Here is a 25,589-nt window from a genome sequence, read left to right as displayed (position 1 = left end):
CGCTGCAGGCCGCCGCCTACCAGCCGCCGTGGCCGAAGCTGCCGAAACCGCCGCGGCTGCTGCCGTAGCTGGTTTTCTGGTTATAGCCGCTGCGATTGCCGTAGCTGACTTTCGGGCTGTAGCCGCTGCGGTTGCCGTAACCGGCATTGTGACCGTAGCGGCTGCCGCGATTGCCGTAGCCGACATTCTGGCCATAGCCGCCGCGGTTGCCGAAACCGCTGTTACGGCTGTAGCTGTCGCGGTGACCGGCATTGCCGCCGCTCAGCACTCCGAGCAGGCCGTTCTTCCCGGTGCGGATGTTGGCGCCGGCACTGACGCCGATGCCATTGCTGCCGTGGCCGCCAGAGCCGGCATGCCCTCCCAGCAGCGTGCCGAGCAGACCGCTCTTGCCGGTCGACAGACCGAGCCCAAGTCCGATGCCGATGCCGTTTTTCCCGCCGCCCTTGCCGGCAGCGAGCGCCGGCATGGCGGTGAGCGAGGCGGCGGCGACGGTGGCGATGAGCAGAGTTTTCATAGTCATGAGGTCACGTCTCCCTTGCTGAGCCGGGCCTGAAATGTCCGGCGTCGGGATCGTGCGTTCGGTTGTCTGTCGGATCAATTGCAACTTATAAGTGTCATTAAGGGTTAGGGCTAACGCACGCGGCAGGGCGCGCCGCGCCTCACCAGCCCCGGTCCGCGTCTCTGCCCACCGGGCGCTTGCCGGTGTGGCGCCGGAACCGGCTTTGCCGAAAATACCGCACGGATAGCATCTGGCCGTCGCCGGTTTGCATCGTCGGGTGAATTCGGGTATCCCACTATTTATCAGAAATATTTTGATGTGGGCATTTGCCCACCTTCATGGTTGGCGCAAGGGCCCGGTGAATGCACGTTTCCTTTGAGTTTTTTCCGTCCAAGACCGCGGAGATGGAGCAATCGCTGTGGGAGGCGATCGCCCGCCTCGCGCCGCTGGCGCCGAACTTCGTCTCGGTGACCTATGGCGCCGGCGGCTCCACGCGGGAGCGCACCCATGCGACCGTCCGGCGGATCGTCAACGACACCGACCTCAAGCCGGCGGCGCATCTGACCTGCGTCGGCGCCAGCCGCGAAGATGTCGACGCGGTGGTGCGCGACTATCACGCCGCCGGAGTCCGCCATATCGTGGCGCTGCGCGGCGATCCGCCCGACGGCATCGGCGCCGCCTATGCGCCGCATCCCGGCGGCTATCGGGGCACCGCCGATCTGGTGCGCGGCATCCGCAGCATCGCCGACTTTGAAGTGTCCGTCTCCGCCTATCCGGAGAAGCATCCGGAAAGTCCGAGCGTCGATGCCGACATCGACATGCTGAAGGCCAAGGTCGATGCCGGCGCGACGCGCGCCATCACCCAGTTCTTCTTCGAGAACGATCTGTACTTCCGCTATCTCGATCGCGTGCGGGCGCGCGGCATCGATATCCCGATCGTGCCGGGCATCCTGCCGGTGCAGAACTTCAAGGCCGCCACGACCTTTGCCCGGCGCGCCGGGGCCTCGGTGCCGGCCTGGCTGGCGAAGCGCTTCGACGGGCTCGACGACGATCCGGCGACCCGCAAGCTGATCGCCGCAACGGTCGCTGCCGAGCAGGTGCTCGATCTCGTCAAGCGCGGCGTCGACGATTTCCATTTCTACACGATGAACCGCGCCGACCTCGTCTACGCGATCTGCCATCTGCTCGGCTTGCGCGCGCCGGCCGCCGCGAAGGCAAAGGCGGCATGATGAAACGCAAGTTCTCGACAACCGAAACCGCCCTGCGCGCCGCCGCCGCCGAACGCATCCTGGTGCTCGACGGTGCCATGGGTACGATGATCCAGGAGCTCAAATTCAACGAGCAGGATTTCCGCGGCGCGCGTTTCGACGCCTGGAACCGCGACGTGCGCGGCAACAACGATTTGCTGAACATCAGTCGGCCGGATTCGATCCGCGATATCCATCTCGCCTATTTCCGCGCCGGCGCCGACATCGTCTGCACCAATACGTTCTCCTCGACGTCGATCGCCCAGGCCGATTACGGCCTGCAGGACATCGCCTACGAACTCAACGTCGAAGGCGCGAAACTGGTGCGCGCCGCCGCCGCGCAGGCGGAGAAGGAAGACGGTCGCCGCCGCTTCGTCGCCGGCGCCATCGGCCCGACCAACCGCACCGCCTCGATCTCGCCGGACGTGTCCAATCCCGGCTATCGCGCGGTGACCTTCGACGATCTGCGCGCCGCCTATGGCGAGCAGATCAAGGGTCTGCTCGACGGCGGCGCCGATCTGCTGCTGCTCGAAACCATCTTCGACACGCTCAACGCCAAGGCGGCGCTCTACGCGATCTCCGAAATCTGCGAGGCGCGCGGCGTCGACGTGCCGGTGATGATCTCCGGCACGATCACCGACATGTCCGGCCGCCTGCTCTCGGGCCAGACGCCGGAAGCCTTCTGGCATTCGGTGCGTCACGCCGCGCCGGTCTCGGTCGGCCTCAACTGCGCGCTCGGCGCCAAGGAGATGCGCGCCCACATCCAGTCGCTCGGCAAGGTCGCCGACACGCTGGTCTGCGCCTATCCGAATGCCGGCCTGCCGAACGAGTTCGGGCTCTATGACGAGAGCCCCGAGGCGATGGCCGACCTGCTCGGCGAATTCGCCGCCGCCGGCCTTGTCAATATCGTCGGCGGCTGCTGCGGCACCACGCCGGCGCATATCGCGGCCATTGCCAGGGCCGTGAAGGATCACAAGCCGCGCGCGATCCCGACGATCGCGCCGCGGCTGCGGCTCTCCGGCCTCGAACCGTTTATCCTGACGCCGGAAATTCCGTTCGTGAATGTCGGCGAACGCACCAACGTCACCGGCTCGGCGAAATTCCGCAAGCTGATCACCGCCGACGATTTTCCCGCGGCGCTCGCCATCGCGCGCGATCAGGTCGAGAACGGCGCGCAGGTCATCGACGTCAACATGGACGAAGGCCTGCTCGACTCCGAAAAGGCGATGGTGAATTTCCTCAACCTCATCGCGTCGGAGCCGGATATCGCCAAGGTGCCGATCATGATCGACTCCTCGAAGTGGTCGATCATCGAAGCCGGCCTGAAGTGCGTGCAGGGCAAGAGCATCGTCAACTCGATCTCGATGAAAGAGGGCGAGGAGGTTTTCAGGCATCACGCCCGGCTGGTGCGTGCCTATGGCGCGGCGGTTGTCGTGATGGCCTTCGACGAGCAGGGCCAGGCCGATACGTTCGAGCGCAAGACGCAGATTTGCGCGCGGGCCTACAAGATTCTCACCGAGGAAGTCGGCTTCCCGCCCGAAGACATCATCTTCGACCCGAACATCTTCGCGGTCGCGACGGGCATTGAGGAACATTCCAATTACGGCGTCACCTTCATCGAGGCGGCGAGATGGATCCGCGAGAATCTGCCGCATGTTCACATCTCGGGCGGCGTCTCGAACCTCTCGTTTTCGTTCCGCGGCAACGAGGCCGTGCGCGAGGCGATGCATGCGGTCTTTCTCTATCATGCGATCAAGGCCGGCATGGACATGGGCATCGTCAACGCGGGTCAGCTCGCGGTCTATGACGATCTCAAACCGGAGCTGCGCGAAGCCTGCGAGGATGTCGTGCTCAACCGGCGCCCGGACGCGACCGAGCGGCTGCTCTCGCTTGCCGAGCAATACAAGGGCGGCGGCAAGGAGAAGAAGGAAGCCGATCTTTCGTGGCGCGAAGGAACGGTGGAGGAGCGCATTTCGCACGCGCTGGTGAACGGCATCACGCAGTTCATCGAACAGGATACCGAAGAAGCGCGGCAGAAGGCCGAGCGTCCGCTCCATGTCATCGAGGGCCCGCTGATGGCCGGCATGAATATCGTCGGCGATCTCTTCGGCTCAGGCAAGATGTTCCTGCCGCAGGTGGTGAAGTCGGCGCGCGTCATGAAGCAGGCGGTGGCTTACCTGCTGCCGTTCATGGAAAAAGAAAAAGAAGAGAAGGGCTACGCCGACGAGCCGCCGCCGGGCAAGATTTTGCTCGCGACGGTCAAGGGCGACGTCCATGACATCGGCAAGAACATCGTCGGCGTCGTGCTGCAGTGTAACAATTATCAGGTCATCGATCTCGGCGTGATGGTGCCGGTGCAGAAGATTCTGGAAACGGCACGCAAGGAGAAGGTCGATATCATCGGCCTTTCGGGCCTGATCACGCCGTCGCTCGACGAGATGTGCAACGTCGCGGCCGAAATGGAACGCGAAGGCTTCGACCTGCCGCTCCTGATCGGCGGGGCGACGACAAGCCGCGTGCATACCGCGGTCAAGGTCGCGCCGAATTACGTGCGCGGGCAGGCGGTCTATGTCACCGACGCGAGCCGCGCGGTCGGCGTCGTCTCGACGCTGCTCAACCCTGAGCAGCGCAAGCAATATATGTCCGAGACCCGTGCCGAATACGAGAAACTCGCGGATGCCCATGCACGCGCCGAGGACAACAAGGCGCGCGCGCCGATCGCACAGGCGCGCGAGAACGGGCTCAAGCTCGATTTCTCGAACTACACGCCGCCAAAGCCGAAATTCCTCGGCACGCGCTATTTCAAGAAATACGACCTCGCGGAATTGACGCGCACGATCGACTGGACGCCGTTCTTCCAGTCGTGGGAGCTGAAGGGCGCATTCCCGCGCATCCTTGAAGACGAAAAGTACGGCGCCGCGGCGCGCGGGCTTTATGAAGACGCGCAGAAGATGCTCGAGCGCATGGTGAAGGAAAACTGGGTCGAGGCGCGCGCGGCAATCGGTTTCTGGCCGGCCAATGCCGACGGCGACGATGTCGTGCTGTTCAAGGACGATACGCGCAAGGAAAAGATCGCGACGCTGCATACGCTGCGCCAGCAGATGGCGCGCACGGGCGGCGGGCGAGCCAATCTTGCGCTCGCGGATTACGTCGCGCCGCTCTCAACCGGCGTGCCGGATTATGTCGGCGCCTTCGTCGTCACCGCCGGCATCGGCGAGGTCGAGAGATCGCAAGCGCTCAAGGGCCAGAACAATGATTATGATGCGATCCTGATGAAGGCGCTCTCCGATCGTCTCGCGGAGTCGTTTGCCGAGCGGATGCACCAGCGCGTGCGCACCGAGTTTTGGGGTTATGCGCCGGACGAGAAGCTGACGAACGACGAGCTGATCGAGGAGAAGTATCGCGGCATCCGGCCGGCGCCGGGGTATCCGGCGCAACCGGATCACACCGAGAAGGGCATACTGTTCAAGCTTCTCGATGCGCAAAAGCAGATCGGCGTCGAGATCACCGAAAGCTTCGCGATGTGGCCGGGCGCCTCGGTGTCGGGCTTCTACTATTCGCATCCCGAAAGCGCTTACTTCGGCGTTGGGCGTATCGACCGCGATCAGGTCGAGGACTATGCGAGGCGCAAGGGCATGACGGTGAAGGAAATCGAGAAGTGGCTCGCGCCTTCGCTCTCGTACAATCCGGCGCGTCTCGCGCGCGAAGTGGCATAGTCCGTTGTCGATTAGATGAATTCTAATCTTCAATCGCGAACATTTGTCTTTCGAATTTTCTGCTATTTATCCGATAACGGCATGACACCGAGTGGTGTATGCCGCTGCGGATAGATTGGGACTCATGACATGAAAACGAAACTGTTTCTCTCAGCGATCGCTTTTGCCGCCATCTTCGGGGCAATTCTCGCGCAGCCGGCGGCGGCGCAGGACGCGACGATCAACATTGTGGTCAAGAACAAGAAGTTTGATCCGTCGACCATCAACGTTCCGGCGGACAAGCTTTTCAAGCTGGTGGTGAAGAACGCGGACGCAGTCGCGATGGAGATCGAGAGCCGCAACCCGCGTTTCGAGAAGATCATCGCACCCGGCGCTACGGCGACGATCAATATGAAGCCGCTCAAGGCGGGCACCTATTCCTTCTACGACGACTTCAACAAGTCGAATAAAGGCGAAATCGTCGCGAAGTAGCTGATCGAGCGTAACATGCTTGCCGCTCTTATCGTCGTCTTTCGCGAAGTCATCGAGGCCGGAATCATTGTCGGCATCGTGATGGCGGCGACTGCATCGGTGCCGGGGCGCGGACGGTGGATCGCCGGAGGCATCTTCGCCGGTTTTATCGGCGCGTGCCTCGTGGCGCTTTTCATACAAGGCATTACCGAAGCTTTTGCCGGCATGGGGCAGGAGCTTTTCAACGCCGCCGTTCTCGGTACCGCCGTGGTGATGCTGACCTGGCACAATGTGTGGATGTCCTCCCACGGCCGCGAGCTTGCCACGGAAGCAAGATCGCTCGGGCAATCGGTGGCAAGCGGCTCGCGAACGCTGCTCGCTCTTTCGATCGTATGCGGAGTAGCGGTGCTACGCGAGGGCTCGGAGGTGGTGCTGTTCCTGTACGGCATCCTCGCCTCCGGCGGCGATTCATTTGCGAGCGTGTTCGGCGGCGGAATCGCCGGCCTTCTGCTCGGCGCGGCTATAAGTGCGCTTACCTATCTGGGCCTGTTGCGAATTCCCGGCCGCTATCTGTTCGCTGCAACGAGCGGAATGATCGCGCTGCTGGCTGCGGGTCTTGCCTCGCAAACGGTTGCCTTCCTGCAGCAGGCCGATGTGCTCACAGCGTTGAGCAACGCGTTGTGGGACTCGTCGTGGCTGTTGTCCGATTCCGGAATGTTAGGCCGGGTGCTGCACACGCTCATTGGCTACAATGATCATCCCAGCGGAATGCAGGTCATCGTTTATCTTGCGGTGCTTGCGCTCACATTTGTGCTGATGAAAGCCGTGGCGCCCGCGCGGGTGCTCGCGAGTTCATCAAGATAAAGGCCGCTCGCGAGAGCGGCCTTTATTGAGCCTGCGGAAAATCAAACCGATTTTCAGATTACCGGATTCCACGGCATCGGCACGAGGCGATAGCCGTCGCCGGCTTTCTCGAGATGGCCAAGGCCGGGGAAGGGGTAGTGGAAGCCCTGCACGGGCAGCTTCTCCGCGACGATCATGTCGTAGGTCTTGCGGCGCGTGGCCTCCGCCAAGTCGCCATCCTGGTCGTAGCCGGCGTGCCAGCCGGGATTGCTGACGAACAGGAATGGCACGTTCGTGACATCCGACTGGATGAACACCTTGCCGTTGCCGGAGGCGAGCACATACGAAGTGTGGCCCGGCGTATGGCCCGGCGTGCCGATCGCGGTGAGGCCGGGGATCACTTCCTTGTTCCATTCGTAAGGCGTGACCTTGCGATTGAGAGCATCGAAGATCGCGCGGTTCGATTTGAACAGACCCTGCATGCGGCCTTCGGGCGCGCGGCTCATTTCGCCGTCGTCGGTCCAGTATTTCCATTCGACGGCCGGCACCATGACTTCGGCGTTCGGATAGGCGAGCTTTTTCTCCGCGTTCAGCAAGCCGTTCACGTGGTCGCCGTGGAAATGCGAGATGATGACGATATCGATGTTCGCGGGATCGATGCCGGCGGCTTTCAGGTTGGCGGTAACTTGCCCGGTCGTTGCGTTCGGCTTCTTCGCCGCTTCCTCGCCGTAGCCGGTGTCGATCAGCACCAGCTTCGAGCCGGTGTTGATGACGATCGGCGTGAAGGGAACGGTGATCTTCGCCGGATCGAGGTGATGCTTCGCAAGCTCGGCCGCGACCTGGTCCTTGCTCGCGTTGACGACGAATTTGTCCGGCAGCGGAAAAGTGCCCGCGCCGTCGGTGACGACGGTGACTTCATAGTCGCCGACCTTGTAGCGATACCAGCCCGGATTCTGTTTGCCCTGCAAAGGCAGCGCGGCGCGTGCAGGCTTGGCGCCCGGCAGCATGGCGGCGGTGGCGCCGGCGGCTGCGCCGGCCAGCATCATGCGACGGTTGATCCCGGTCATTGTCGTTCTCCCGAAATGGCGTTGATGATTGGCGTAAAGTGGGTTTCAGAAACCTGAGACGATCATAGCCGCGCGCCGCATTTTTCGACAGGGGGCGGCGCTTGCCGGACGGCGCGGAAGCTGAAGCCGTTACCGTCATCTCGAAATCCTGCCGTTCAAATCTGCGTGTGGAACCGGCACAAGCCTAAAACGTTTCTTCCCTGGACTGGTAGGAATGAGAAGGATGTATTGATGAAACTGAACAAGCCACTGCTTGCCGCCGCGGTGTTCGGCGCGTCATTGCTGCTCGTTGCCGTGCCGTCGGCTTCGGATGCTGCGCCACAGCACAAGTCTTCCGGCTCGCACGCCAGAGGCGGCGGGTCGCGAGCGCATTCAGCGCCGCGTGCACACCGCTCGGCTCCGCGCGCTCACCGTGCGCCGCGCGCTCATCAGCGAGTACGGCATCACCGAGCGAATACGCAGCGCGGCCATCGCGCACATGATCGCGGCAGCGTGACCCGCAACCGGGCTCGCCAGGGTAATCGTCAGATCGAGCGCCGTAACTGGCGCAACCACCAGACCAAAGCGCGCGAGCGGCAGCACCGCCGGGCGCACTTCAACGATCGTCAGCGCACGCGGATCCGGAGCTATTATCGCGGACACCGCCACCACTTCCATCGTGTCGCGCGGGTAAGCTGGCCGATCGTCATCGGAAGTTTCGTGCCGCGTGACTACACCGTTTATGACATCCCCAGCGATTTCTACGGCTACGTGCCGGGCTATGAAGGCTATAAGTATGTCGTGGTCGGCGACCAGCTCATCATCATCGATCCCGACACCTGGGAGATCGTAGCGATTATCCCCCTGTAACAAGCCAGTGAACGAAGGAGAGGGCGGCACTTGCCGCCTTTTCTCCTGTTGGTGCGGCATCGGCGGCGTTTTGTTTCCGGCGGGTTGGTGGCATGATTGTTCGCGCCTGATCCTGCCTTCCGCCCTCACACCACGGCGAAACAAGAATGGATTCCGTACCGGCGAAGCGTCACACCGCCAAGGCGGCAGGGGTTGCCGCGCCCAACGGACTGCTGCTCGCCGCTTTCATTGCGGCGATTTTTGTCAGCGCGTCACTTCTGTTCGCCGTGCAACCGCTGTTTACCAAGCTCGTGCTGCCGCGCTTCGGCGGCTCGCCTTCGGTCTGGTCGGTGGCGATGGTGTTTTTCCAGGCGGTGCTGCTCGCGGGCTATGCTTATGCGCATTTGCTGACGCGTTATCTTCCGCTGCGCTACGCGATCGCCGTTCATCTCGCGGTGATGCTGGCCGCGGTGGCCGCGCTGCCGCTGTCGATTGCCGAAGGCTGGGGCAGGCCGCCGGCACACGGCGAGGCGTTTTATCTCATCGGCTTGTTCTCGGTTTCGGTGGGCCTGCCGTTCTTCGCGCTCGCGGCGAACTCGCCGCTTCTGCAGGCATGGTTCGCGCGCTCGCATCATCCGGCGGCGAGCGATCCTTATTTTTTATATGCGGCGAGCAACGTCGGAAGTTTCCTCGCGCTGCTCGGCTATCCGTTGCTGGCCGAGCCGTTCACGCAGCTATACGAGCAACGGCTTTACTGGTCCGGCGGCTTTTATGTGCTGATCGGCCTGATCACGATTTGCGGCGCGCTGGTATGGAGCAACGGGCAGCCGCAGGCCGCTGCTGGCAAACAGCGTGACGACAGCACGCCGCCAACGATACGCGATGCGCTGACATGGACAGCACTCGCCGCGGTGCCGTCGGCTTTCCTGATCGCGGTGACGTCGCACATTTCAACCGATGTCGGCTCCACGCCGCTGCTGTGGGTCATTCCGCTTGCTCTTTATCTGGCGACCTATGTGATCGTCTTCCAGCGGCGCCCGCTTATTCCGCATCGGCTTGCGCTGGCTGCGCAGCCGGTCGTGATCGCGCTTCTGACCGGCGTTTATCTCAAGGGGCAGACGGATTCGATCTTCACGACGATCGCGATCAATATCGTGGCCTTCGCCATCACCGCGCTTGTTTGCCACGGCGAGCTCGCGCGGCGCCGCCCGGCGGCGCGTTATCTGACTGCGTTTTATCTCTGGATGTCGTTCGGCGGCATGGCCGGGGGCATCTTCGCGGGGCTGCTTGCGCCTTACATCTTTAACTGGATCGCCGAATATCCGCTCCTGATCGTCGCGGGGCTATTGTGCCGGCCCGGCCTTTTCGACGGCGACACCGCGCGCGGCCGCCTGATCTGGTTCATTGCGGCCACGCTGTTCGCCATCGCGATAACAAGCTATTTGCGCTCGGATAATGCGCCGGACTCGACGGCGCTGCTCGCCATTTTCGCCACGATCATGCTTGTCGCGGTCATTTTGCTGCGCGACCCGCTGAAGTTTGCCGCGGTCATCGGCTTTGCGTTGCTGTGTTCGGTCATGATGGAATCCGGAGCAGGGCAGACGGTCCGTAATTTCTTCGGCGTTCACAAGATCTATCAATCGGCGAGCGGCTATTATCGTGTTCTGTTGCACGGCACGACGATTCATGGCGCGGAGGCCATCAGCGAGACGGTGCAAATGCCGGGCGCAAGGCCGGTGCCGCTGACCTACTATCACGCCAATTCCGGCATGGCGAAAACGATCGAGGCGGCGCGTCAGAAAAAGACCGGGCCGCTTAACATGGCCGTGGTCGGCCTCGGCACCGGGACGCTTGCCTGTTACGCGCGGCCGAATGACCGGCTGACATTTTATGAGATCGACCAGAGCATCATCGATGTCGCAACCAATCCGAAGTTTTTCTCGTTTCAACCGATTTGCGCGCCGCAGGCCAGGATCGTGCTGGGCGATGCGCGGCTGACGATCGGCGATGCGCCGGATGGCGGCTACGACATCATCATCGTCGATGCCTTTTCCTCCGACGCGATCCCGATTCATCTGCTGACGCAGGAGGCGATGGCGGCCTATCTCGCGAAGCTCGCGCCGCGCGGCATGATCGTGCTGCATATCTCGAACCGCTATCTCGAATTGGCCTCGATTGTCGCGGGCATCGCGGACGCCAACGGCTTGCGCACGCGCATCAATTCGCAGCTCGACGAGAAGGAAGACAATTCGCGCTATCTCTACACTTCGACCGTGACGGCAAGCGCGCGCGACGAAGAAGATTTCGGGGCGCTACAGGAGCCCGATAGCGGATGGGAACCGCTCGAGCCGGATCCGGATCAGCGGGTGTGGACCGACGATTATTCCAATGTCGTCGGCGCGATGATCCGGCACTCGCGGGAGTAGCGGGCCCTAAGCGTTCGGCGTCGAGAATTTCTGAAGCAGCGGAATCATGATCTCGCTGGCGCGGCGCCTGTGCGCGCCGGCTGTTTTTGCCGCGGCCGCGGGATCGCCCTTGCGGATCGCTTCGATGATGGCACGGTGCTCCGGCGCGGATTTTACCGGCAATGGCCGCAGCCGCAGCGTGAGCAAACGGGCGCGATGCGTCTGGTCGCGAATGGTCGAGGCCATGCGGGAGAGGCGGCCATTGCCGCATTCGCCGGTCAGGATTTCATGAAAGCGGTCGTCGGCGGCAGCCCATTTATCGAGGTCGTTTTTCTTGATCGCGCTCTCCATCGCTTTCGTTTCGGTCTCGAGACGCGCGATGATCCTGTTCACATCAGGAGAAGAAGAGCGCGCCGCGAGAACTTCGGCGGCCATGCTCTCGAGCGCGATCGTCAGCTCGTAGGTTTCGCGAATGTCGCGATGAGATATCGCGCGCACGAGGATGCCGCGGCGCGGAAGAACTTCAACCAGCCCTTCTTCCTGCAGGCGGATCGCGGCCTCGTGGACCGGCGTGCGGCTCATGCCGAGTTGATTTGCGACTTCATTTTCGGCGGCGAAGTGACCGGGCGGATAGATATTTTCGCGGATCGCCGACTTCAACGCGGCATAGGCGTTTTCGACCCGCGAGCCGGAATGGGCGGGGCGTGCATTCTTGCGTTTTCTCAAAACAGCGGACGGCACAGGTTCGCTCTGGCTCTTTCATGAGCCGCATGTCTTTCCCGGTTGACAGGCGGCGGATTGAGTGACGATACTTGCGTGCAAGCTTGCATGCAAGATTTCATAAAAAGCCGGCGCGGATCAACCGCGCACCGAAATCAGGGAGCAAAACCGATGTTCAATACGCGAATTTTTCTGATCGCCTGTACGCTCGCGGCCATGCTTTCGCCCGCCGCGGCGGAAACCAATCACATTCGTGCTTCCAAGCAATATGGCCTGAGCTATCTGCCGCTGATGATCATGGAAGATCAGAAGCTCGTCGAGAAACACGCGGCGGCAGCCGGCCTCACCGATATGAAAGTTTCCTGGGTTACGCTCGGCGGCCCGAGCGCGATGAACGATGCGCTGCTTTCAGGCGGCATTGATTTCGGGGCAGGCGGCGTGCCCAGCCTTTCGACGTTGTGGGCGAAGACGCGCAATACGCCGCTCGCCATTCACGGCGTTGCGGCGCTCAACGACATGCCGGTCGATCTCGTTTCGTCCAATCCGAACGTGAAAAAGCTTTCGGATCTGTCGGAAAAGGACAAGATCGCCGTCACCTCGGTGAAAATCTCGACGCAGGCGCTTCTGTTGCAGATCGCCTGCGCCAAGGAATTCGGCGAAGCGAATTACGAGAAATACGACTCGCTCACCGTGTCGATGCCGCATCCCGAGGCGATGACGGCCCTGATGTCCGGCAGCGCCGGCATCAATGCGCATTTCTCGTCGCCGCCGTTCCAGTACACCGAGCGTACCGACCCGAAGATTCATACGGTGCTGAATAACTACGAGATTCTCGGCGGGCCGGCGACGTTCAACGTCGTGTGGGCGACGAGCAAGTTCCGCAACGAGAATCCGAAAGCCTACAAGGCGTTCTTCGACGCGCTAAAGGAGTCGATGGACATCATCAACAAGGACAAGAAGAAAGCGGCCGAGGACTACAAGCGCATCACCAAGACCAAGGAGACGGTCGAGTTCCTGCTGCAAATTCTGAACGATCCGCTGGTGAAGAACACCGTCGAGCCGCACAAGACGCTGCCGATCGCGCAATTCCTCGCCAAGGTGAAGCGCATCCCGGCCGCGCCTGAAAAGTGGCAGGACATGTGGTTCCCCGAACTGCACGGCATGAACGGCAGCTGATCGAGGTCAGGAAAGTCCGATGGTGTTGCAGAACCAGACATCGGGCGCGGGATATACCGCGCCCGATCCGCATCTTTCCGTCGAAGGCGTGACGCTCCAGTACAAGACCAAGGAGCATCTCGTCACCGCGTGTTACCGGGTCGATTTCAACGTGCTGAAATCCGATCGCTTCGTGCTGCTCGGACCTTCGGGTTGCGGCAAATCGACGATCCTGAAGGCGATCGGCGGATACATGAAGCCGGTCGAAGGGCGCATCACGCTGAAGGGGAAGGAGATCGGCAAACCCGGTCCCGACCGCATGATGGTGTTTCAGGAGTTCGACCAGCTCCTGCCGTGGAAGACGGTGAAAGAAAACGTAACCTTCGCACTCACATCGAGCGGGCGGCTCAAAGGCAAGGCTGCCGACGAGCGCGCGATGCAGTACATCGAGAAGGTCAATCTCGGCAATTTCGCCGATACATATCCTCACATGCTCTCGGGCGGCATGAAGGCGCGCGTCGCGATCGCGCGCGGCATGGCGATGGAGCCGGATATTCTGCTGATGGACGAGCCGTTCGCCGCGCTCGACGCGCTGACACGCCGCAAGATGCAGGACGAATTGTTGCAGCTATGGGAGGGGACGAAGTTCACGATCCTGTTCGTGACGCATTCCATTCCCGAAGCGGTGAAGATCGGCAGCCGCATTCTTTTGTTGTCGCCGCATCCCGGCGAGGTGAAAGCCGAGCTGAATTCGACCGGCTCCGACGAGCCGGACCCGAAAACCGGGGTCGCGCTTTCCGAGCGCATTCACAAGCTGCTGTTCGCCGACGAAGTCGAAGAGGAGGCGGTCCATGTCTGAGCAATCGGCTGACCTTTCCCTGACACGGCCGGAATTCATCCGTGAAACCGGCATTTCAAAATCCTATGGCGTTGTCGAAAAGCCGCTGTCGCTGATCGAGCGCATTTACGACCTCAACTGGGTCCGCAAATGTTTCATCCTGCTGGCGCTCGCGGCGGCGTGGCAGATCTATGCAATGCATCTCAACAACGTGCTGTTGTTTCCGACATTGACGCAGACATTCAGCGCGCTCGTCGAGGGCATTCAATCGGGCGGCCTGCTGAAGCGCGCCTGGTTCTCGCTGAGCCTCCTGTTGCAGGGCTATGCGATCGGGCTGTTGCTCGCCGCGATTCTGACCGGCATCGCTATCGGCACGCAAGTCGGGCAAGATTTTCTGGAAACGCTGACCTCGATGTTCAACCCGCTGCCCTCGATCGCGCTCTTGCCGCTTTCGCTGCTGTGGTTTGGCCTCGGCAATGCGAGCCTCATCTTCGTGCTGATCCATGCGGTGCTGTGGGCGGTCGCGCTCAACACGCATTCGGGATTCAAATCGGTCTCGACGACGATGCGAATGGTCGGGCGCAATTACGGGCTCTCCGGCATTTCCTACATCACGAAAATTCTCATCCCGGCGGCGTTCCCGAGCATCCTGACCGGTCTCAAGATCGGCTGGGCCTTCGCCTGGCGCACCTTGATCGCGGCCGAGCTTGTGTTCGGCGTGTCGTCCGGCTCCGGCGGCCTTGGCTGGTACATCTACGAGAACAAGAACCAGCTTGAAATTCCCGGCGTGTTCGCCGGGCTTCTCTCGGTGATCCTCATCGGCTTTCTCGTCGAGAACCTGATCTTCCGTGTGATCGAAGCGCGCACCGTGAAGAAGTGGGGCATGCAGAACTAACCTCTCAATCGAAAGACAAGACAATGAAGACCTACAAAATCGCAGCCATTCCGGGCGACGGCATCGGCAAGGAAGTGATCGCGGCCGGTATCGAAGTGCTGAACGCGCTTGCCAAGCGCGAAGGCAAATTCGCCTTCAAGTTCGACCACTTCGATTGGGGTTCGGATTATTACAAAAAGCATGGCGTGATGATGCCGGAAGGCGGTCGCGAGCAGATCAAGAATCACGACGCCATTTTCTTCGGCGCTGTCGGCGCGCCGGATGTGCCGGATCACATCACGCTTTGGGGGCTGCGGCTCGCGATCTGCCAGCCGTTCGATCAATATGCCAATGTGCGCCCGACGCGCATTCTGCCGGGCATCGTCAGCCCGCTGCGCGCCGTCACCGGGCCGGAGCTCGACTGGGTGATCGTGCGCGAGAATTCGGAAGGCGAATATGCCGGCGTCGGCGGGCGCGTGCATCGCGGCCTGCCGGAAGAAACGGCGACCGACGTTGCGGTTTTCACCCGCACCGGCGTCGCGCGCATCATTCGCTTCGCATTCGAGCTTGCGCGGTCGCGGCCGCGCAAACAGCTCACCATCGTCACGAAGTCGAACGCGCAGCGTCACGGCATGGTGATGTGGGACGACATCGCGCTTGAAGTCGCGCAGGAATTCCCTGACGTAAAATGGGACAAGATGTTGGTGGATGCGATGACGATGCGCATGACGCTTCGTCCCGAGACGCTCGACACCATCGTTGCCACCAATCTGCATGCCGACGTTCTGTCGGATCTTGCGGCGGCGCTTGCGGGCTCGCTCGGCATCGCGCCGACGGCGAACATCAATCCCGAGCGCAAATTTCCGTCGATGTTCGAACCGATCCACGGTTCGGCCTTCGACATCACCGGGAAGGGGATTGCGAACCCGACCGGCACTTTCTGGACCGCGACAATGATGCTCGATCATCTCGGCGAGAAGGAAGCGGGCGCGCGCCTGATGAAGGCGGTCGAGCGGGTGACCGCCGATAAAAGCCTGCATACGCCCGATCTCGGCGGTAAGGCGACGACGCGGCAGGTGACCGATGCGGTCATCAAGTCGATCGAGGGAGGCAACGAATAACGCGGGTTTCCCGCGTTATTCGCTAAGCCCCTGCGGCCGTTAACTTTTCATTAACCTAATAAGGTAAATCGCGTTTCGAATTCTTAGCGATTTGTTAAGCATATCCGCGAGGCCAAAGGTTTGACGGGTGGCGGATACCCGGAGCCGCGCTCGGCAGTTATCTGCCGGACGCACGATGCCGTTCCGAAAATTTTCCGCTCGTTCGATCGTCATGGTCTCGTGTGACGGCACGTGCCGCACAGCAAGTTCTGTCTTCGCCTCGGTGAGGGAGCGGCTTCGTGACGGCGGGAACTTTGACGTTGCTGAGCGGCGAGTCGGGCCGCGATCATCTCGCTTTCGCCGCCGCCGGCGTGTGGACGGCCGAGAATGCGGCGGCGCTTGAATCGCTGATCGATGCAGCCACGCGGCCGAACCTGCCGGCGCGAACGGTCGCGCTCGACACCGAAAAGATCGAGCGGCTCGATTCATTCGGCGCGTGGCTGATCGAACGCGCGTTGCGCACGTGGAACGGGCAGGGGCTCGAAGCGAAGCTCATCGGCCTCAACGAGAATTTCCAGAGCCTGTTCGACAAGGTGCAGGCCGGCACACAACAACTGTCGGCGCCGCCGAAGAAACCCAACTCGATCATCGCGACACTCGAGAGCGTCGGCCGCACGATGTCGGCGGTGTTCGACGATCTCGTGCTGCTCGCGCAGATGGTCGGCTCGGTAATCGTCGCGTTCTTCCGCGTGCTGCGGCATCCGTCGCGCTTTCGTTTCACCTCGATGGTCAATCACATCGAGCGGGTCGGCTGGCATGCGCTGCCGATCATCCTGCTGATCACGCTTTTGATCGGCGCGATCCTGGCGCAGCAGGGCATTTTCCATTTCCGCAAGTTCGGCGCCGACATTTATGTCGTCGATATGGTGGGCGTTCTTGTGCTGCGCGAACTCGCGGTGCTGATCGTCTGCATCATGGTCGCGGGCCGCTCGGGGAGCTCCTATACCGCCGAGATCGGCGCGATGAAGATGCGCGAGGAGATCGACGCGTTGCGCACCATGGGCTTCGACCCGATCGAGGTGCTGATCCTGCCGCGCATCCTCGCGATCGTGATCGCGGTTCCGATCCTGACCTTGTTCGGCGCGCTTGCCGCGCTTTACGGCGGCGGGCTGGTGGCGTGGCTCTATGGCGGCATCGCGCCGGAAGTATTCATGTCGCGATTGCGCGAAGCGATCTCGATCGAATCCTTCAAGGTCGGCATGTGGAAGGCGCCGTTCATGGCGCTCGTCATCGGCATTGTCGCCTGCGTCGAAGGCCTGCAGGTCAAGGGCAGCGCCGAGTCGCTCGGCGAGCGCACGACGAACTCTGTCGTGAAGGCGATCTTCCTCGTCATCGTGCTCGACGGCCTGTTTGCCATGTTCTTCGCGTCGATCGGATTGTGACGATGGCAAAAGCTTCCGAGCCGGTCATTCAGGTCAAGGATGTGGTGGTCGAGTTGAACTCGAACCGTATCCTCGACGGCATCACGCTCGACGTGTATCGCGGTGAAATCCTCGGTTTCGTCGGTGCTTCGGGCGCGGGCAAATCGGTGCTGACGCGCACGATCGTTGGCCTGCTGCCGAAGCAGGCGGGCAAAATCGAGGTATTCGGAACGAACCTCGACGGCCTCGACGAAGACGAGCGGCGCAATATCGAGCGGCGCTGGGGCATTCTCTTCCAGCAGGGTGCGCTGTTTTCCTCGCTCACGGTCGGGCAGAACGTCGAATTCCCGATGCTGGAATATCTCGATCTTTCGCCGCGGCTGATGACCGAAATGGCGATCACCAAGCTCGAGATGGTGGGCCTGAAACCCGATGTCTACCGCAAGTACCCTTCGGAGCTTTCGGGCGGCATGATCAAGCGCGTCGCGCTTGCCCGCGCGCTCGCCCTGGACCCCGAAATCCTGTTTCTTGACGAGCCGACCTCCGGCCTCGACCCGATCAGCGCCCATGAATTCGACCAGTTGATCCTGACCCTGCAACGGGCGTCGCAAATGGCGATTTTCATGGTGACGCATGACCTCGACAGCCTCTACGCGACCTGCGACCGTATTGCGGTTCTGCTCAACGGCAAGATCGGCGTCGTCGGCAATATCGACGTGATGCTGGCGTCGGAGGAGCCCTGGCTCAAATCATATTTCCATGGCGCGCGGGCGCGCGTTGGCCAGCAAGGCAAGCAATAGGCGGAGAATAACGATGGAACGCAAAGCGCATTACGTCCTGATCGGATTGTTCACCTTCGCTGCGATCGCCGCTGCGTTCGGCTTCGTGTTCTGGATCCACCACACATCGGACAAGAAGACCGGCGTGGCGTATCGCGTGATCTTCGACGGCGCCGTCTCGGGTCTGCGGGTCGGAAGCTCGGTGCTGTTCAACGGCATCCGTGTCGGCGAAGTGACGGCGCTCAAGCTCGATCCTGATGCGCCGTCACAGGTGACGGCGCTGATCATCGTCAACAAGGCAACTCCCATTCGCTCAGATACCTATGTCGGCCTCGAGTTCACCGGCCTGACCGGCATCGCCGCCGTATCGCTGAAGGGCATTTCGACCACGGCGCCGCTGCTCGAAAAGGAGGAGGGCGAGCCGCCGAGCCTGCGCGCCGATATCGGCGCGAGCCAGGACGCGATGCAGGCCGCGCGCGACGTGCTGGCGCGGGCCGATGCCGTCATCACCGCCAATCAGGAAGACTTGCGCAAGGCGATCCAGAACCTCGCGAAGTTCAGCGACACGCTGGCGAAGAATTCCGAAAACCTGGATTCGATCATCGCCAACACCAAGGATGCGACGGCTTCAGCAAAGGATTTCATGGCATCCGGCAAGGATCTGATGGTGTCGGGCAAGGAGATGGTGGAAAACGTCGACAAGCGCACGGCGGAGATGAGCGGGCACTTCAATACGCTGATGAAGACCTCGACCGCGCAGGTGCAGGTCATCGGCAAGTCGATTTCGGAGCTTGCGAAGAACCCGTCGCGGATCCTGTTCGGCGGAGGCGGGCGTTAATCTCGCGCTATCCGCGCTAGCTCCCGCAATCGCCAGAGGACGCTCGATATCTCCTGCCTGACCCCGGTCTTGCGCCGGGATTGTTCCGCGCGGCGATGTTCGAAGAACGGTTCGGCAACGGAGCCAGGAGAAAAAGCGGGCTTACTTTTTTTGCCGGGGCGCCCGTATTTCAGCCGCGTATTTATCGGCGATGTCCTCGTACAGCTCTTTCAACTGATTGAGCGGGATCATCACCGATATCCGCGAGCCGGCAGGTCTGACGAAGCTGAGTTCGGCAAGATCCTTGTCGTCGTGAACGGTCAGATGGATATATTCTGCCCTCTCGGAAAGGGGTGGCAACCTCGTAATCATTCCGTATTCTAGGCTCAAACGATACGAGTTGCTAGAGAAGCGAAAACTGGTGCCGGATGAGGGGATTGAACCCCCGACCTTCGGTTTACAAAACCGCTGCTCTACCGCTGAGCTAATCCGGCAATTTTATGCGGCCGCAAATAATCAGATTTTCCGGCTCGCGTACAGACATGAAGTTTAGCGCGCCGCTTTCAACGGCGCGTTAATGAGCGGATTTTCCCTTGATCTCGTCGAGAAAAGCGCGCGCCGCCTTGCTGAGATAGCGCTCGCGATGACGCAGCACGGTGAAGGCGCGCTCGGGCAGTTGCAGCGGAATCGCTTTCAGCTTGCCGAGCGCGATGCCGCGAGCGGCGACGAGTTCGGAAATTGCAGTGGCGCCAGCTCCCGCTTCGACCGCCATGCGGACGGCCTCGTTGGACGGAAGCTCGAGAACGACGTTGAGCTGACCGATTGAGAGTTTCCAGCGCTTCAGCGCCTCCTCGAATTCGGATCGCGTTCCCGAGCCCGGTTCGCGCAGCACCCAATCGAGGTTCGGCAAGTCGGACGCGCTGATCCGCCGTTTCGACGCAAGGTGTTTGGGGTCTGCCACGATGATGAGGCGATCGCGCGCAATCGCCTGCTGCATCAGATTTTCGGCTTCGATCCGCCCTTCGACGAAGCCGATATCGGCGGCGCCGTGCTGCACCGCTTCGGCGACTTGTGTGCTGTTGCCGGCGGCAAGCTCGATCTTCACGCCGGGGTGAACCTTGCGGAAACGGACGATGTGCAGCGGCAGCCAGTAGCTCGCAATCGTTTGGCTCGCATGGATCGCAAGCGTGCCGCGCTCGAGGCCGCTCAGCTCGGCAAGCGCGACTTCCGCCGCGCGGGTGCGGGCGAGAATGGCGCGCGCTTCGTCGAGAAAGAGGCGGCCGGCGTCGGTCAGCTCGATGCCGCGGCCGACGCGGCTGAAAAGCTTTACCGTGTGACGCGATTCAAGCGCGGAGACGGCGGCGCTGACCGCCGATTGCGTGAGATTGAGCTTTTGCGCGGCATGGGTGACATGCTCGCACTCGGCGACCGCGACAAAAATCCGAAGCTGTTCGAGCGTCATGCGTTCATTCCGCGGCGGGTTGCTTCCTGTTGGCGATGTCGAGATAGCCTTCGCGTGTTTGCGGCAGTTTCCAGCCGAGCACCTTGGAAGCAACGAGCGTGCGCAATACCTGCGCCGTGCCGCCGCCGATGGTGAACATGCGCACGTCGCGCGCCATGCGCTCGACCGGGAAATTGTTGGAATAACCGCGCGCGCCGTAAAACTGCAGCGCGTCGTTGACGATCTTGATCGCAGCTTCCGCGGCGTAGATTTTGGCTTGCGCCGCGAGTTCCGGATCGGGGAAGGGGCTGCCGTTCGCGCCTTTCGAGCGCGCAGCGGTATAGAGCATCAGCCGCGAGGCGGTAAGCGCCACCTGCATGTCGGCCAGCATCCATTGCAGGCCCTGAAATTCCGCGATCGGCCTTCCGAACTGTTCGCGCGTCTTGATCCATTCGAGTGCGTAGTCGAACGCGCCGCCGGCAACGCCAAGCGCCACAGTGCCGGCGCCGACACGCTGCGAATTATATGCGTTCATCAGGTCGGCGAAGCCGCGTTTGATGCCCGATGGCGGCGTCAGCATCATATCGGCGGAGACTTCGAGGTTCTCGAAAGCAAGCTCGCCTTCGGGCATGCCGCGCAACCCCATGGTCGGCTCGCGCCGGACGAATTTCAGCCCCTTGTCCTTTTCGCGCACAGCAAGGAAGCCGCCGATGCCGAGCGGGCGGTTCTGCTCGTCGAAGACTTTCGCGAAGATGAGGTGCAGCTTCGAGACGCCCGCGCCGGTGATCCAGTGCTTGCGGCCATTGATGATGTATTTGCCGCCGCGTTTGTCGGCGCGCGTCTGCATGTGCATGGCGTCGCTGCCGGCGTCAGGCTCGGTGATGCAGATGGCGGGCTTGTCGCCGCCGAGCACGAGTTCGGCCGCGAGGCGCTTTTGCGCTTCGCTGCCGTAATGCATCACGCTCGAGATCGCGCCCATATTGGTTTCGACGGCGATACGCGAGGCGACGGTACAGGCCTTGCCGAGTTCCTCGATCACCAGCACAGCGTCGAGGAAAGAGGCGCCCTGGCCGCCGTATTCGCGCGGGATCGTCATGCCGAGAAAGCCCTCGGCCTTCATTGCCTCGACGACATCCCACGGATATTCGCCGCTGCGGTCGATTTCGATGCCGCGCTTCCTCGCGACATCGTTGGCGAATTTGCGGGCGCGCGCCTGAAGGGCGAGTTCTGAGGGTGAGAGGCCAAGATCCATCGGTAATGCCTTACGCTGGAAAGCGGAAATCCGCCCCGGAATTGCTCTTTATTGGATAACAGAGCCGCCCCCTGACAGCCAGCAAGCGAAAAAAGCGGACTTTAAGCGGCCAGGCCGGATTTTCGGCGGTAACTCTCTTTGAGGAATTGCATGGGATGATCGCGGCTCGCGAAAGGGGCTTTCCGTGAATCGTGTGATCGCATTGGCGGTTGTAATGCTGGGCATTGTTGCGATGAGCGTTATGGCTCCGAGCGGGCCGGTGCGCGCGGATAATGAGCCGCTCCTGTGGCCGGACGGAACGATTACCTATCGCGATTGGGGGATGTACCGGCCGGGCCTGCCCGTTCTGATCGAGCGCCCGTATCGCTACGGCGGCGGCATCGTCAGCAAGAACGAGGGCGCTTCGTATTTTCCCGGAAGTTATTCGAACAACGCGCCAGCGCCTGCGCGCGATCCGGATTTCTACCCGAGCAATCAGCGCGATCCGAATGCCTATCGCGCGAAGCCGCAGATCCGTCCGGTCGCGCCGGAGCCTTACTATCGCTCGTGGGGAACGGGATCGGATTCTGCGCCGGCACCGGCGACAGACCCGGCGCCGGAGGGACCGTCGGTGATCGTCGCGCCGGAGGTCGACGTCAATCGCCGCCGGCGCTGATCGATTCGAGATTCGTCAGACGAACGGGTTGTTGTCGGCGACGCTGATCAGCCAGATCGCGGCCTTGAGGAGACCGACACGGTGCACGGCCGGTGTGCGAATCCACTTTTTCGTCAGGAGCAGCTTTGCCTTGCGATAAAGCGGGTTGAGCCGTTTGCCATCGAGGGGAATGTTCTGGAGGTGCTCGATCAACTCGGAACGCTGTTGCTCAATTTCATTGCGTCGCATAGGGCCAGCTCTCTCACGCTTGGCTTTCGAATGTGGGGCGCAGGTTATCGCGGTACTTTTTCAATGCAATACTTTTGTCGATCACAAATCAATTATTTCATATATGGCAGGCATTGGTGGAATCGGCGCTGACGATGATACCATGGACGTTGCAAATGAACGGCGTCAGGGCCGCGCCGCTCGTCGCGCAATATAGAGTGCCAGCGCGGCTGCATTTGAAACATTGAGGCTCTTGATCTCGCCCGGCATGTCGAGGCGCGCGAGAAGGTCGCAGGTTTCGCGCGTGAGCTGGCGCAGACCCTTGCCCTCGGCGCCCATAATGAGCGCGAGCGGCGCTTTCAACTTGGCGTCGGAAAGATCCGTTTCACCCTCTTCGGCGAGCCCCACGAGCTGAAAGCCGCGGCCGCGAAGTTCCAGAAGCGCGCGCGCAAGATTTTGCACAAGCACCAGCGGCACGTGTTCGAGGCCGCCGGAGGCGCTTTTGGCGAGCACACCGGTTGCCTCGGGGCTATGGCGTGCGGTGGTGACGATCGCATCGACCGCAAAAGCGGCCGCGCTGCGGACAATGGCGCCGAAATTATGCGGATCGGTGATCTGGTCGAGCACCAGCACAAGGCCGTTCGCGGGAATGTCAGCGATGTCCGGAACGGGCAGGGGCTCGGCTTCGATAAGGACGCCCTGGTGAACGGCATCGGGAGAAAGCTCGCGGTCGATGGCCTCAGGCCGGACGACTTCGGGCGTCACCTTCAGCTTGATGCCGAATTCCTGCAGGCGCTTTTCGCCGTTTTGGGTGACGAGGATGCGGAGGATGCGGCGCTTGGGATTACGCAACGCCGCTTCGACGGCGTGCCAGCCGTAGATAATGGCGGGGCCGTCGCGGTCGCGCGGGGTGCTGCGGGCAGGGCCGCGCTTGAAAGGGCGTTTGCCGCCGCGCTCCCAGGGCTTTTTGTCCCCGGCTTTTCTGTCCCAGGGTTTTCTGCCGCCGCCGTGATTTTTTTGAGTCCGCATAAGGGCTTCTAACCGTTCGCTCGCGCGATTGGAAATTCAGGCCATGATTCAGGTTAGCGGCAAGAATCGCCTGACGCAGAATCGATTTTTCGGGCGGTAGGAGGGATGGTGGGGGAGGTAGGACTCGAACCTACGAAGGCATAGCCAGCGGATTTACAGTCCGCCCCCTTTGCCGCTCGGGACACTCCCCCGGAAACTCTCCGGCCGTGGGCAGATGATAAACGCAAGAACCGCTGAAAAGGCTCGGAAATTTCGCGCCGGTTTATGCGGAGCGGCTCACTTTATGTCAACCCGGCTGCCGAAAAAGCCTGGCTGAAAACCCGGCTCGATAACCGGCTTGATAGCCGACCCGATAACGACTTGGCGAACAGCCCGGCTACCCCTAAAAGACCGGCAAATCGCGGGTGTAGCTCAATGGTAGAGCAACAGCCTTCCAAGCTGAAGACGAGGGTTCGATTCCCTTCACCCGCTCCAGAAATTCATTACTGCGATAAATGGCAGAAGCTGGAGCGCTTGTGTTTTGACACAAAGTTTCGATCTGGCAGTTTTCTGGAGAGGCGAAGATATCAGTATTCCGGAATGTCTGGTGCGTTCGGCGCGCCGGGTTTTCGGGCCTGAACTCGATATCTATCAGCTTACGGACGATACGACTCCGGCAATACCGATGGTGACTCGATGCGATCGGAGCCATCTGGATCGTCATATTATGGTTGCGCGGCTCGAGGCTTGCGCCCGCCTGAAGCTAAAGCGTCCGACACTGTTTCTGGATGCGGACATGCTTATCCTTGAAAAATTTGAGCTTCCCGCCGTGCCGGCCGACGAAGTGCTGGTAACGAAACGGCAGCAGGATTTTCCCATTAATGCAGACTATCCGGAGTACTATCCTGAATTCGCGGGCAAAATGATCTCGGAAGTGATGCCTTTTGTTTTCTCGTTCGTCGCAACCGGCAACGATGAGTTTTTTCAATCTCTATTATCGAATTTGCGTTCGCTCCCGGAGAGATTTCATCGCTGGTACGGCGATCAGGTTTCCCTGAAGCAGGAATATGAAAAGCAGAAATTCAAGTTCGGGATATTGCCCGAGGAAAAATTTAATTTTCCAGTGCGGCGCGGTCTGCGAGCCGGGGAAGTGATCGAGCTGATCGAGAAAATCGGCGTCAAAATTCTTCACTTCAAGGGGCCCGACTCGAAGCACGGGCAGTCGGAAACAGCGGATGTTCTTTCACAAATCCGCCTTGAGCGGAATTAGGCGCCCCTCGTTATTGGGGAAGGATCTGTATTGTTCGAACCGGCACCAACAGTGCCGTGGTTGAAATGTCGCCCAGGTTGTTTTCGCGCAGCAAGTTCTTCTCGCATGGGTAAATGACGGCATGTCCGGGAAAAATTTGGTTTTCCCTGAACAGCATTAAATTTGCGACCCCTTTCTCGACCCCTCGAAGTCATCAAGGGCGATGACCGCATTTTCATGAACCAGACTGCGGATGTGCTGGATGTCCTCGCGTTGAACTCGCCCGTCCAGATGGACAAAATCAAATTGATGGGAGTCGCCGGATTCCGAAATTTGTTTCAGCATCGCCGTGCTCGAAGTTTTCTTGTACTGCACGATCTTGCTGCGTGTTGTCGCCGGCAAGTCGATGTCATTGCTGACGTCGCAGGTATGGATTTCGCACATTTCGCCGCGGTCATCTGCACCCATCGCGAGCGAGAGGGTCGATTTGCCGATGAACGTGCCGATCTCCAGAATTCTGGAGGGTCTGAAATAAAAGGCAGCCGAATATAACAGCCAGGCCGATGAGGATGAGATCGAGCCTGTGTTGTAATCCGCCTTCTTGCGAAGCTCGTCCAGAGCGTCAATTTTTCTGAAAAATTCAGCCTGAGCGTAATGCGCTTTAAAAGCGGTCGCGCTCAATATCTGTTGCCACGCGATCTCGCTCAACTGCCTGAAGGATATCTTGACGTTCTCCATTGCGAGACCCGTGTTGTCTGCCGCTATTTATCGCCGTTGGATATTACCTATTCCACCGCGATATCCCGATAAAAAAACTGGTGCATGTGCATTAAAAGCACTGTATTTACCCCGAAAATTTCAACCAGAGGGCATGGTGCATGGCCAAGGAAAAATTTGAGCGCAAGAAGCCGCACTGCAACGTTGGAACGATCGGGCACGTTGACCACGGCAAGACGTCATTGACGGCTGCGATCACGAAGGTGCTGGCGGAGACGGGCGGTGCGACGTTCACGGCCTA

The 25,589-nt window shown here is 60.9% G+C and carries 25 protein-coding genes and 3 tRNA genes; 17 read left to right on the top strand and 11 right to left on the bottom strand.

The window, feature by feature from the left end:
• Nucleotides 1–16: 16 nt before the first annotated feature.
• Nucleotides 17–520 (bottom strand): hypothetical protein, encoded by a 504-nt coding sequence (locus tag VNZ93_RS22440; protein ID WP_325710624.1) that lies wholly within the window; start codon nucleotides 518–520, stop codon nucleotides 17–19.
• 341 nt (nucleotides 521–861) lie between these two features.
• Between VNZ93_RS22440 and metF the strand changes: the two genes are divergently transcribed.
• The 4 genes from metF to VNZ93_RS22420 all read left to right on the top strand — a co-directional run bounded on the left by metF (nucleotide 862) and on the right by VNZ93_RS22420 (nucleotide 6,776).
• Complete coding sequence (metF, locus tag VNZ93_RS22435) at nucleotides 862–1,728, top strand: methylenetetrahydrofolate reductase [NAD(P)H] (RefSeq protein WP_325710622.1); 867 nt, start codon at nucleotides 862–864, stop codon at nucleotides 1,726–1,728.
• Complete coding sequence (gene metH, locus VNZ93_RS22430; RefSeq protein WP_325710925.1) at nucleotides 1,728–5,462, top strand: methionine synthase; 3,735 nt, start codon at nucleotides 1,728–1,730, stop codon at nucleotides 5,460–5,462. Before metF ends, metH begins: the two co-directional genes overlap by 1 nt.
• Nucleotides 5,463–5,591: 129 nt before the next feature.
• Nucleotides 5,592–5,933, top strand: a complete 342-nt coding sequence (locus VNZ93_RS22425; protein ID WP_325710619.1) for a cupredoxin domain-containing protein — start codon at nucleotides 5,592–5,594, stop codon at nucleotides 5,931–5,933.
• Nucleotides 5,934–5,948: 15 nt separating this feature from the next.
• Nucleotides 5,949–6,776 (top strand): FTR1 family iron permease, encoded by an 828-nt coding sequence (locus tag VNZ93_RS22420; RefSeq protein WP_325710616.1) that lies wholly within the window; start codon nucleotides 5,949–5,951, stop codon nucleotides 6,774–6,776.
• A gap of 53 nt (nucleotides 6,777–6,829) precedes the next feature.
• Here the strand turns inward: VNZ93_RS22420 and VNZ93_RS22415 are convergent, their stop codons facing one another.
• A complete protein-coding gene (locus tag VNZ93_RS22415) occupies nucleotides 6,830–7,822 on the bottom strand; it encodes an MBL fold metallo-hydrolase (RefSeq protein ID WP_325710613.1) in 993 nt (330 codons plus the stop codon).
• 231 nt (nucleotides 7,823–8,053) lie between these two features.
• On the opposite strand from VNZ93_RS22415, the gene VNZ93_RS22410 reads away from it, so the two are divergent.
• Nucleotides 8,054–8,671: a DUF1236 domain-containing protein gene (locus tag VNZ93_RS22410; RefSeq protein ID WP_325710611.1), complete on the top strand. Its 618-nt coding sequence runs from the start codon at nucleotides 8,054–8,056 to the stop codon at nucleotides 8,669–8,671.
• 146 nt (nucleotides 8,672–8,817) lie between these two features.
• The gene (locus tag VNZ93_RS22405; RefSeq protein ID WP_325710608.1) at nucleotides 8,818–11,076 is read left to right on the top strand and encodes a fused MFS/spermidine synthase; all 2,259 of its coding nucleotides are present in this window, start codon (nucleotides 8,818–8,820) and stop codon (nucleotides 11,074–11,076) included.
• Between the two features lie 6 nt (nucleotides 11,077–11,082).
• On the opposite strand, the gene VNZ93_RS22400 is transcribed toward VNZ93_RS22405, so the two are convergent.
• The gene (locus VNZ93_RS22400; RefSeq protein WP_325710605.1) at nucleotides 11,083–11,796 is read right to left on the bottom strand and encodes a GntR family transcriptional regulator; all 714 of its coding nucleotides are present in this window, start codon (nucleotides 11,794–11,796) and stop codon (nucleotides 11,083–11,085) included.
• 150 nt (nucleotides 11,797–11,946) lie between these two features.
• Between VNZ93_RS22400 and VNZ93_RS22395 the strand changes: the two genes are divergently transcribed.
• The 7 genes from VNZ93_RS22395 to VNZ93_RS22365 all read left to right on the top strand — a co-directional run bounded on the left by VNZ93_RS22395 (nucleotide 11,947) and on the right by VNZ93_RS22365 (nucleotide 18,780).
• Nucleotides 11,947–12,951 carry an ABC transporter substrate-binding protein gene (locus VNZ93_RS22395; RefSeq protein ID WP_325710602.1) on the top strand — a complete coding sequence of 335 codons (1,005 nt, stop codon included), beginning with the start codon at nucleotides 11,947–11,949 and terminating at the stop codon, nucleotides 12,949–12,951.
• Nucleotides 12,952–12,970: 19 nt separating this feature from the next.
• Nucleotides 12,971–13,789, top strand: coding sequence for an ABC transporter ATP-binding protein (locus tag VNZ93_RS22390; RefSeq protein WP_325710600.1), 819 nt, complete (start codon nucleotides 12,971–12,973; stop codon nucleotides 13,787–13,789).
• Nucleotides 13,782–14,663, top strand: coding sequence for an ABC transporter permease (locus VNZ93_RS22385; protein ID WP_325710597.1), 882 nt, complete (start codon nucleotides 13,782–13,784; stop codon nucleotides 14,661–14,663). The genes VNZ93_RS22390 and VNZ93_RS22385 overlap by 8 nt, the downstream gene beginning before the upstream one ends.
• A 23-nt stretch (nucleotides 14,664–14,686) precedes the next feature.
• Nucleotides 14,687–15,763, top strand: coding sequence for a tartrate dehydrogenase (locus tag VNZ93_RS22380; protein ID WP_325710594.1), 1,077 nt, complete (start codon nucleotides 14,687–14,689; stop codon nucleotides 15,761–15,763).
• Between the two features lie 278 nt (nucleotides 15,764–16,041).
• Nucleotides 16,042–17,184 (top strand): MlaE family lipid ABC transporter permease subunit, encoded by a 1,143-nt coding sequence (locus tag VNZ93_RS22375; RefSeq protein WP_325710591.1) that lies wholly within the window; start codon nucleotides 16,042–16,044, stop codon nucleotides 17,182–17,184.
• Nucleotides 17,185–17,186: 2 nt separating this feature from the next.
• Entirely contained in the window at nucleotides 17,187–17,963 is a 777-nt protein-coding gene (locus tag VNZ93_RS22370; RefSeq protein ID WP_325710588.1) for an ABC transporter ATP-binding protein, read from the top strand.
• Nucleotides 17,964–17,976: 13 nt separating this feature from the next.
• Nucleotides 17,977–18,780 (top strand): MlaD family protein, encoded by an 804-nt coding sequence (locus VNZ93_RS22365; protein ID WP_325710585.1) that lies wholly within the window; start codon nucleotides 17,977–17,979, stop codon nucleotides 18,778–18,780.
• A gap of 141 nt (nucleotides 18,781–18,921) precedes the next feature.
• Here the strand turns inward: VNZ93_RS22365 and VNZ93_RS22360 are convergent, their stop codons facing one another.
• From VNZ93_RS22360 to acdA, 4 genes are all read right to left on the bottom strand, one after another.
• Nucleotides 18,922–19,119, bottom strand: coding sequence for a hypothetical protein (locus VNZ93_RS22360; protein WP_325710582.1), 198 nt, complete (start codon nucleotides 19,117–19,119; stop codon nucleotides 18,922–18,924).
• Between the two features lie 59 nt (nucleotides 19,120–19,178).
• Nucleotides 19,179–19,253: transfer RNA gene (locus VNZ93_RS22355), tRNA-Thr, on the bottom strand.
• A gap of 80 nt (nucleotides 19,254–19,333) precedes the next feature.
• Nucleotides 19,334–20,221 (bottom strand): LysR substrate-binding domain-containing protein, encoded by an 888-nt coding sequence (locus VNZ93_RS22350; RefSeq protein WP_325710580.1) that lies wholly within the window; start codon nucleotides 20,219–20,221, stop codon nucleotides 19,334–19,336.
• A gap of 4 nt (nucleotides 20,222–20,225) precedes the next feature.
• Nucleotides 20,226–21,452 carry a 3-sulfinopropanoyl-CoA desulfinase gene (gene acdA / locus VNZ93_RS22345; RefSeq protein WP_325710576.1) on the bottom strand — a complete coding sequence of 409 codons (1,227 nt, stop codon included), beginning with the start codon at nucleotides 21,450–21,452 and terminating at the stop codon, nucleotides 20,226–20,228.
• Between the two features lie 184 nt (nucleotides 21,453–21,636).
• Here acdA and VNZ93_RS22340 point away from each other — a divergent pair, with 184 nt between their 5' ends.
• Nucleotides 21,637–22,107 (top strand): hypothetical protein, encoded by a 471-nt coding sequence (locus VNZ93_RS22340; RefSeq protein WP_325710573.1) that lies wholly within the window; start codon nucleotides 21,637–21,639, stop codon nucleotides 22,105–22,107.
• A gap of 15 nt (nucleotides 22,108–22,122) precedes the next feature.
• On the opposite strand, the gene VNZ93_RS22335 is transcribed toward VNZ93_RS22340, so the two are convergent.
• The 3 genes from VNZ93_RS22335 to VNZ93_RS22325 all read right to left on the bottom strand — a co-directional run bounded on the left by VNZ93_RS22335 (nucleotide 22,123) and on the right by VNZ93_RS22325 (nucleotide 23,534).
• The gene (locus VNZ93_RS22335) at nucleotides 22,123–22,335 is read right to left on the bottom strand and encodes a hypothetical protein (RefSeq protein ID WP_325710571.1); all 213 of its coding nucleotides are present in this window, start codon (nucleotides 22,333–22,335) and stop codon (nucleotides 22,123–22,125) included.
• 165 nt (nucleotides 22,336–22,500) lie between these two features.
• Nucleotides 22,501–23,343, bottom strand: a complete 843-nt coding sequence (gene rlmB, locus VNZ93_RS22330; RefSeq protein WP_325710568.1) for a 23S rRNA (guanosine(2251)-2'-O)-methyltransferase RlmB — start codon at nucleotides 23,341–23,343, stop codon at nucleotides 22,501–22,503.
• Between the two features lie 106 nt (nucleotides 23,344–23,449).
• Nucleotides 23,450–23,534: transfer RNA gene (locus VNZ93_RS22325), tRNA-Tyr, on the bottom strand.
• 209 nt (nucleotides 23,535–23,743) lie between these two features.
• Here VNZ93_RS22325 and VNZ93_RS22320 point away from each other — a divergent pair.
• Together VNZ93_RS22320 and VNZ93_RS22315 are read left to right on the top strand one after the other, a co-directional pair.
• A tRNA-Gly gene (locus VNZ93_RS22320) sits at nucleotides 23,744–23,817 on the top strand.
• Between the two features lie 46 nt (nucleotides 23,818–23,863).
• Nucleotides 23,864–24,592 (top strand): hypothetical protein, encoded by a 729-nt coding sequence (locus VNZ93_RS22315; protein ID WP_325710565.1) that lies wholly within the window; start codon nucleotides 23,864–23,866, stop codon nucleotides 24,590–24,592.
• 156 nt (nucleotides 24,593–24,748) lie between these two features.
• On the opposite strand, the gene VNZ93_RS22310 is transcribed toward VNZ93_RS22315, so the two are convergent.
• On the bottom strand, nucleotides 24,749–25,309 hold the full coding sequence (locus tag VNZ93_RS22310; RefSeq protein WP_325710562.1) for a class I SAM-dependent methyltransferase: 561 nt from the start codon (nucleotides 25,307–25,309) through the stop codon (nucleotides 24,749–24,751).
• Nucleotides 25,310–25,449: 140 nt separating this feature from the next.
• Here VNZ93_RS22310 and VNZ93_RS22305 point away from each other — a divergent pair.
• Nucleotides 25,450–25,589 (top strand): GTP-binding protein (locus VNZ93_RS22305; RefSeq protein WP_325710922.1); only part of this gene is annotated, 140 nt, incomplete at its 3' end.

The organism is Pseudorhodoplanes sp. (genome assembly GCF_035565795.1).
In the GTDB taxonomy this organism is placed as follows: Bacteria; Pseudomonadota; Alphaproteobacteria; order Rhizobiales; family Xanthobacteraceae; genus Pseudorhodoplanes.
The sequence above is the reverse complement of the archived record's forward strand: the minus strand, read 5'-3'. Positions and strand labels throughout refer to the sequence as shown.

Bases quoted from the DNA above. Each gene is read 5' to 3' on its own strand.
- VNZ93_RS22440 (WP_325710624.1), bottom strand. From the start codon at position 520: ATGACTATGAAAACTCTGCTCATCGCCACCGTCGCCGCCGCCTCGCTC.
- metF (WP_325710622.1), top strand. From the start codon at position 862: ATGCACGTTTCCTTTGAGTTTTTTCCGTCCAAGACCGCGGAGATGGAG.
- metH (WP_325710925.1), top strand. From the start codon at position 1,728: ATGAAACGCAAGTTCTCGACAACCGAAACCGCCCTGCGCGCCGCCGCC.
- VNZ93_RS22425 (WP_325710619.1), top strand. From the start codon at position 5,592: ATGAAAACGAAACTGTTTCTCTCAGCGATCGCTTTTGCCGCCATCTTC.
- VNZ93_RS22420 (WP_325710616.1), top strand. From the start codon at position 5,949: ATGCTTGCCGCTCTTATCGTCGTCTTTCGCGAAGTCATCGAGGCCGGA.
- VNZ93_RS22415 (WP_325710613.1), bottom strand. From the start codon at position 7,822: ATGACCGGGATCAACCGTCGCATGATGCTGGCCGGCGCAGCCGCCGGC.
- VNZ93_RS22410 (WP_325710611.1), top strand. From the start codon at position 8,054: ATGAAACTGAACAAGCCACTGCTTGCCGCCGCGGTGTTCGGCGCGTCA.
- VNZ93_RS22405 (WP_325710608.1), top strand. From the start codon at position 8,818: ATGGATTCCGTACCGGCGAAGCGTCACACCGCCAAGGCGGCAGGGGTT.
- VNZ93_RS22395 (WP_325710602.1), top strand. From the start codon at position 11,947: ATGTTCAATACGCGAATTTTTCTGATCGCCTGTACGCTCGCGGCCATG.
- VNZ93_RS22390 (WP_325710600.1), top strand. From the start codon at position 12,971: ATGGTGTTGCAGAACCAGACATCGGGCGCGGGATATACCGCGCCCGAT.
- VNZ93_RS22385 (WP_325710597.1), top strand. From the start codon at position 13,782: ATGTCTGAGCAATCGGCTGACCTTTCCCTGACACGGCCGGAATTCATC.
- VNZ93_RS22380 (WP_325710594.1), top strand. From the start codon at position 14,687: ATGAAGACCTACAAAATCGCAGCCATTCCGGGCGACGGCATCGGCAAG.
- VNZ93_RS22370 (WP_325710588.1), top strand. From the start codon at position 17,187: ATGGCAAAAGCTTCCGAGCCGGTCATTCAGGTCAAGGATGTGGTGGTC.
- VNZ93_RS22365 (WP_325710585.1), top strand. From the start codon at position 17,977: ATGGAACGCAAAGCGCATTACGTCCTGATCGGATTGTTCACCTTCGCT.
- VNZ93_RS22350 (WP_325710580.1), bottom strand. From the start codon at position 20,221: ATGACGCTCGAACAGCTTCGGATTTTTGTCGCGGTCGCCGAGTGCGAG.
- acdA (WP_325710576.1), bottom strand. From the start codon at position 21,452: ATGGATCTTGGCCTCTCACCCTCAGAACTCGCCCTTCAGGCGCGCGCC.
- VNZ93_RS22335 (WP_325710571.1), bottom strand. From the start codon at position 22,335: ATGCGACGCAATGAAATTGAGCAACAGCGTTCCGAGTTGATCGAGCAC.
- rlmB (WP_325710568.1), bottom strand. From the start codon at position 23,343: ATGCGGACTCAAAAAAATCACGGCGGCGGCAGAAAACCCTGGGACAGA.
- VNZ93_RS22310 (WP_325710562.1), bottom strand. From the start codon at position 25,309: ATGGAGAACGTCAAGATATCCTTCAGGCAGTTGAGCGAGATCGCGTGG.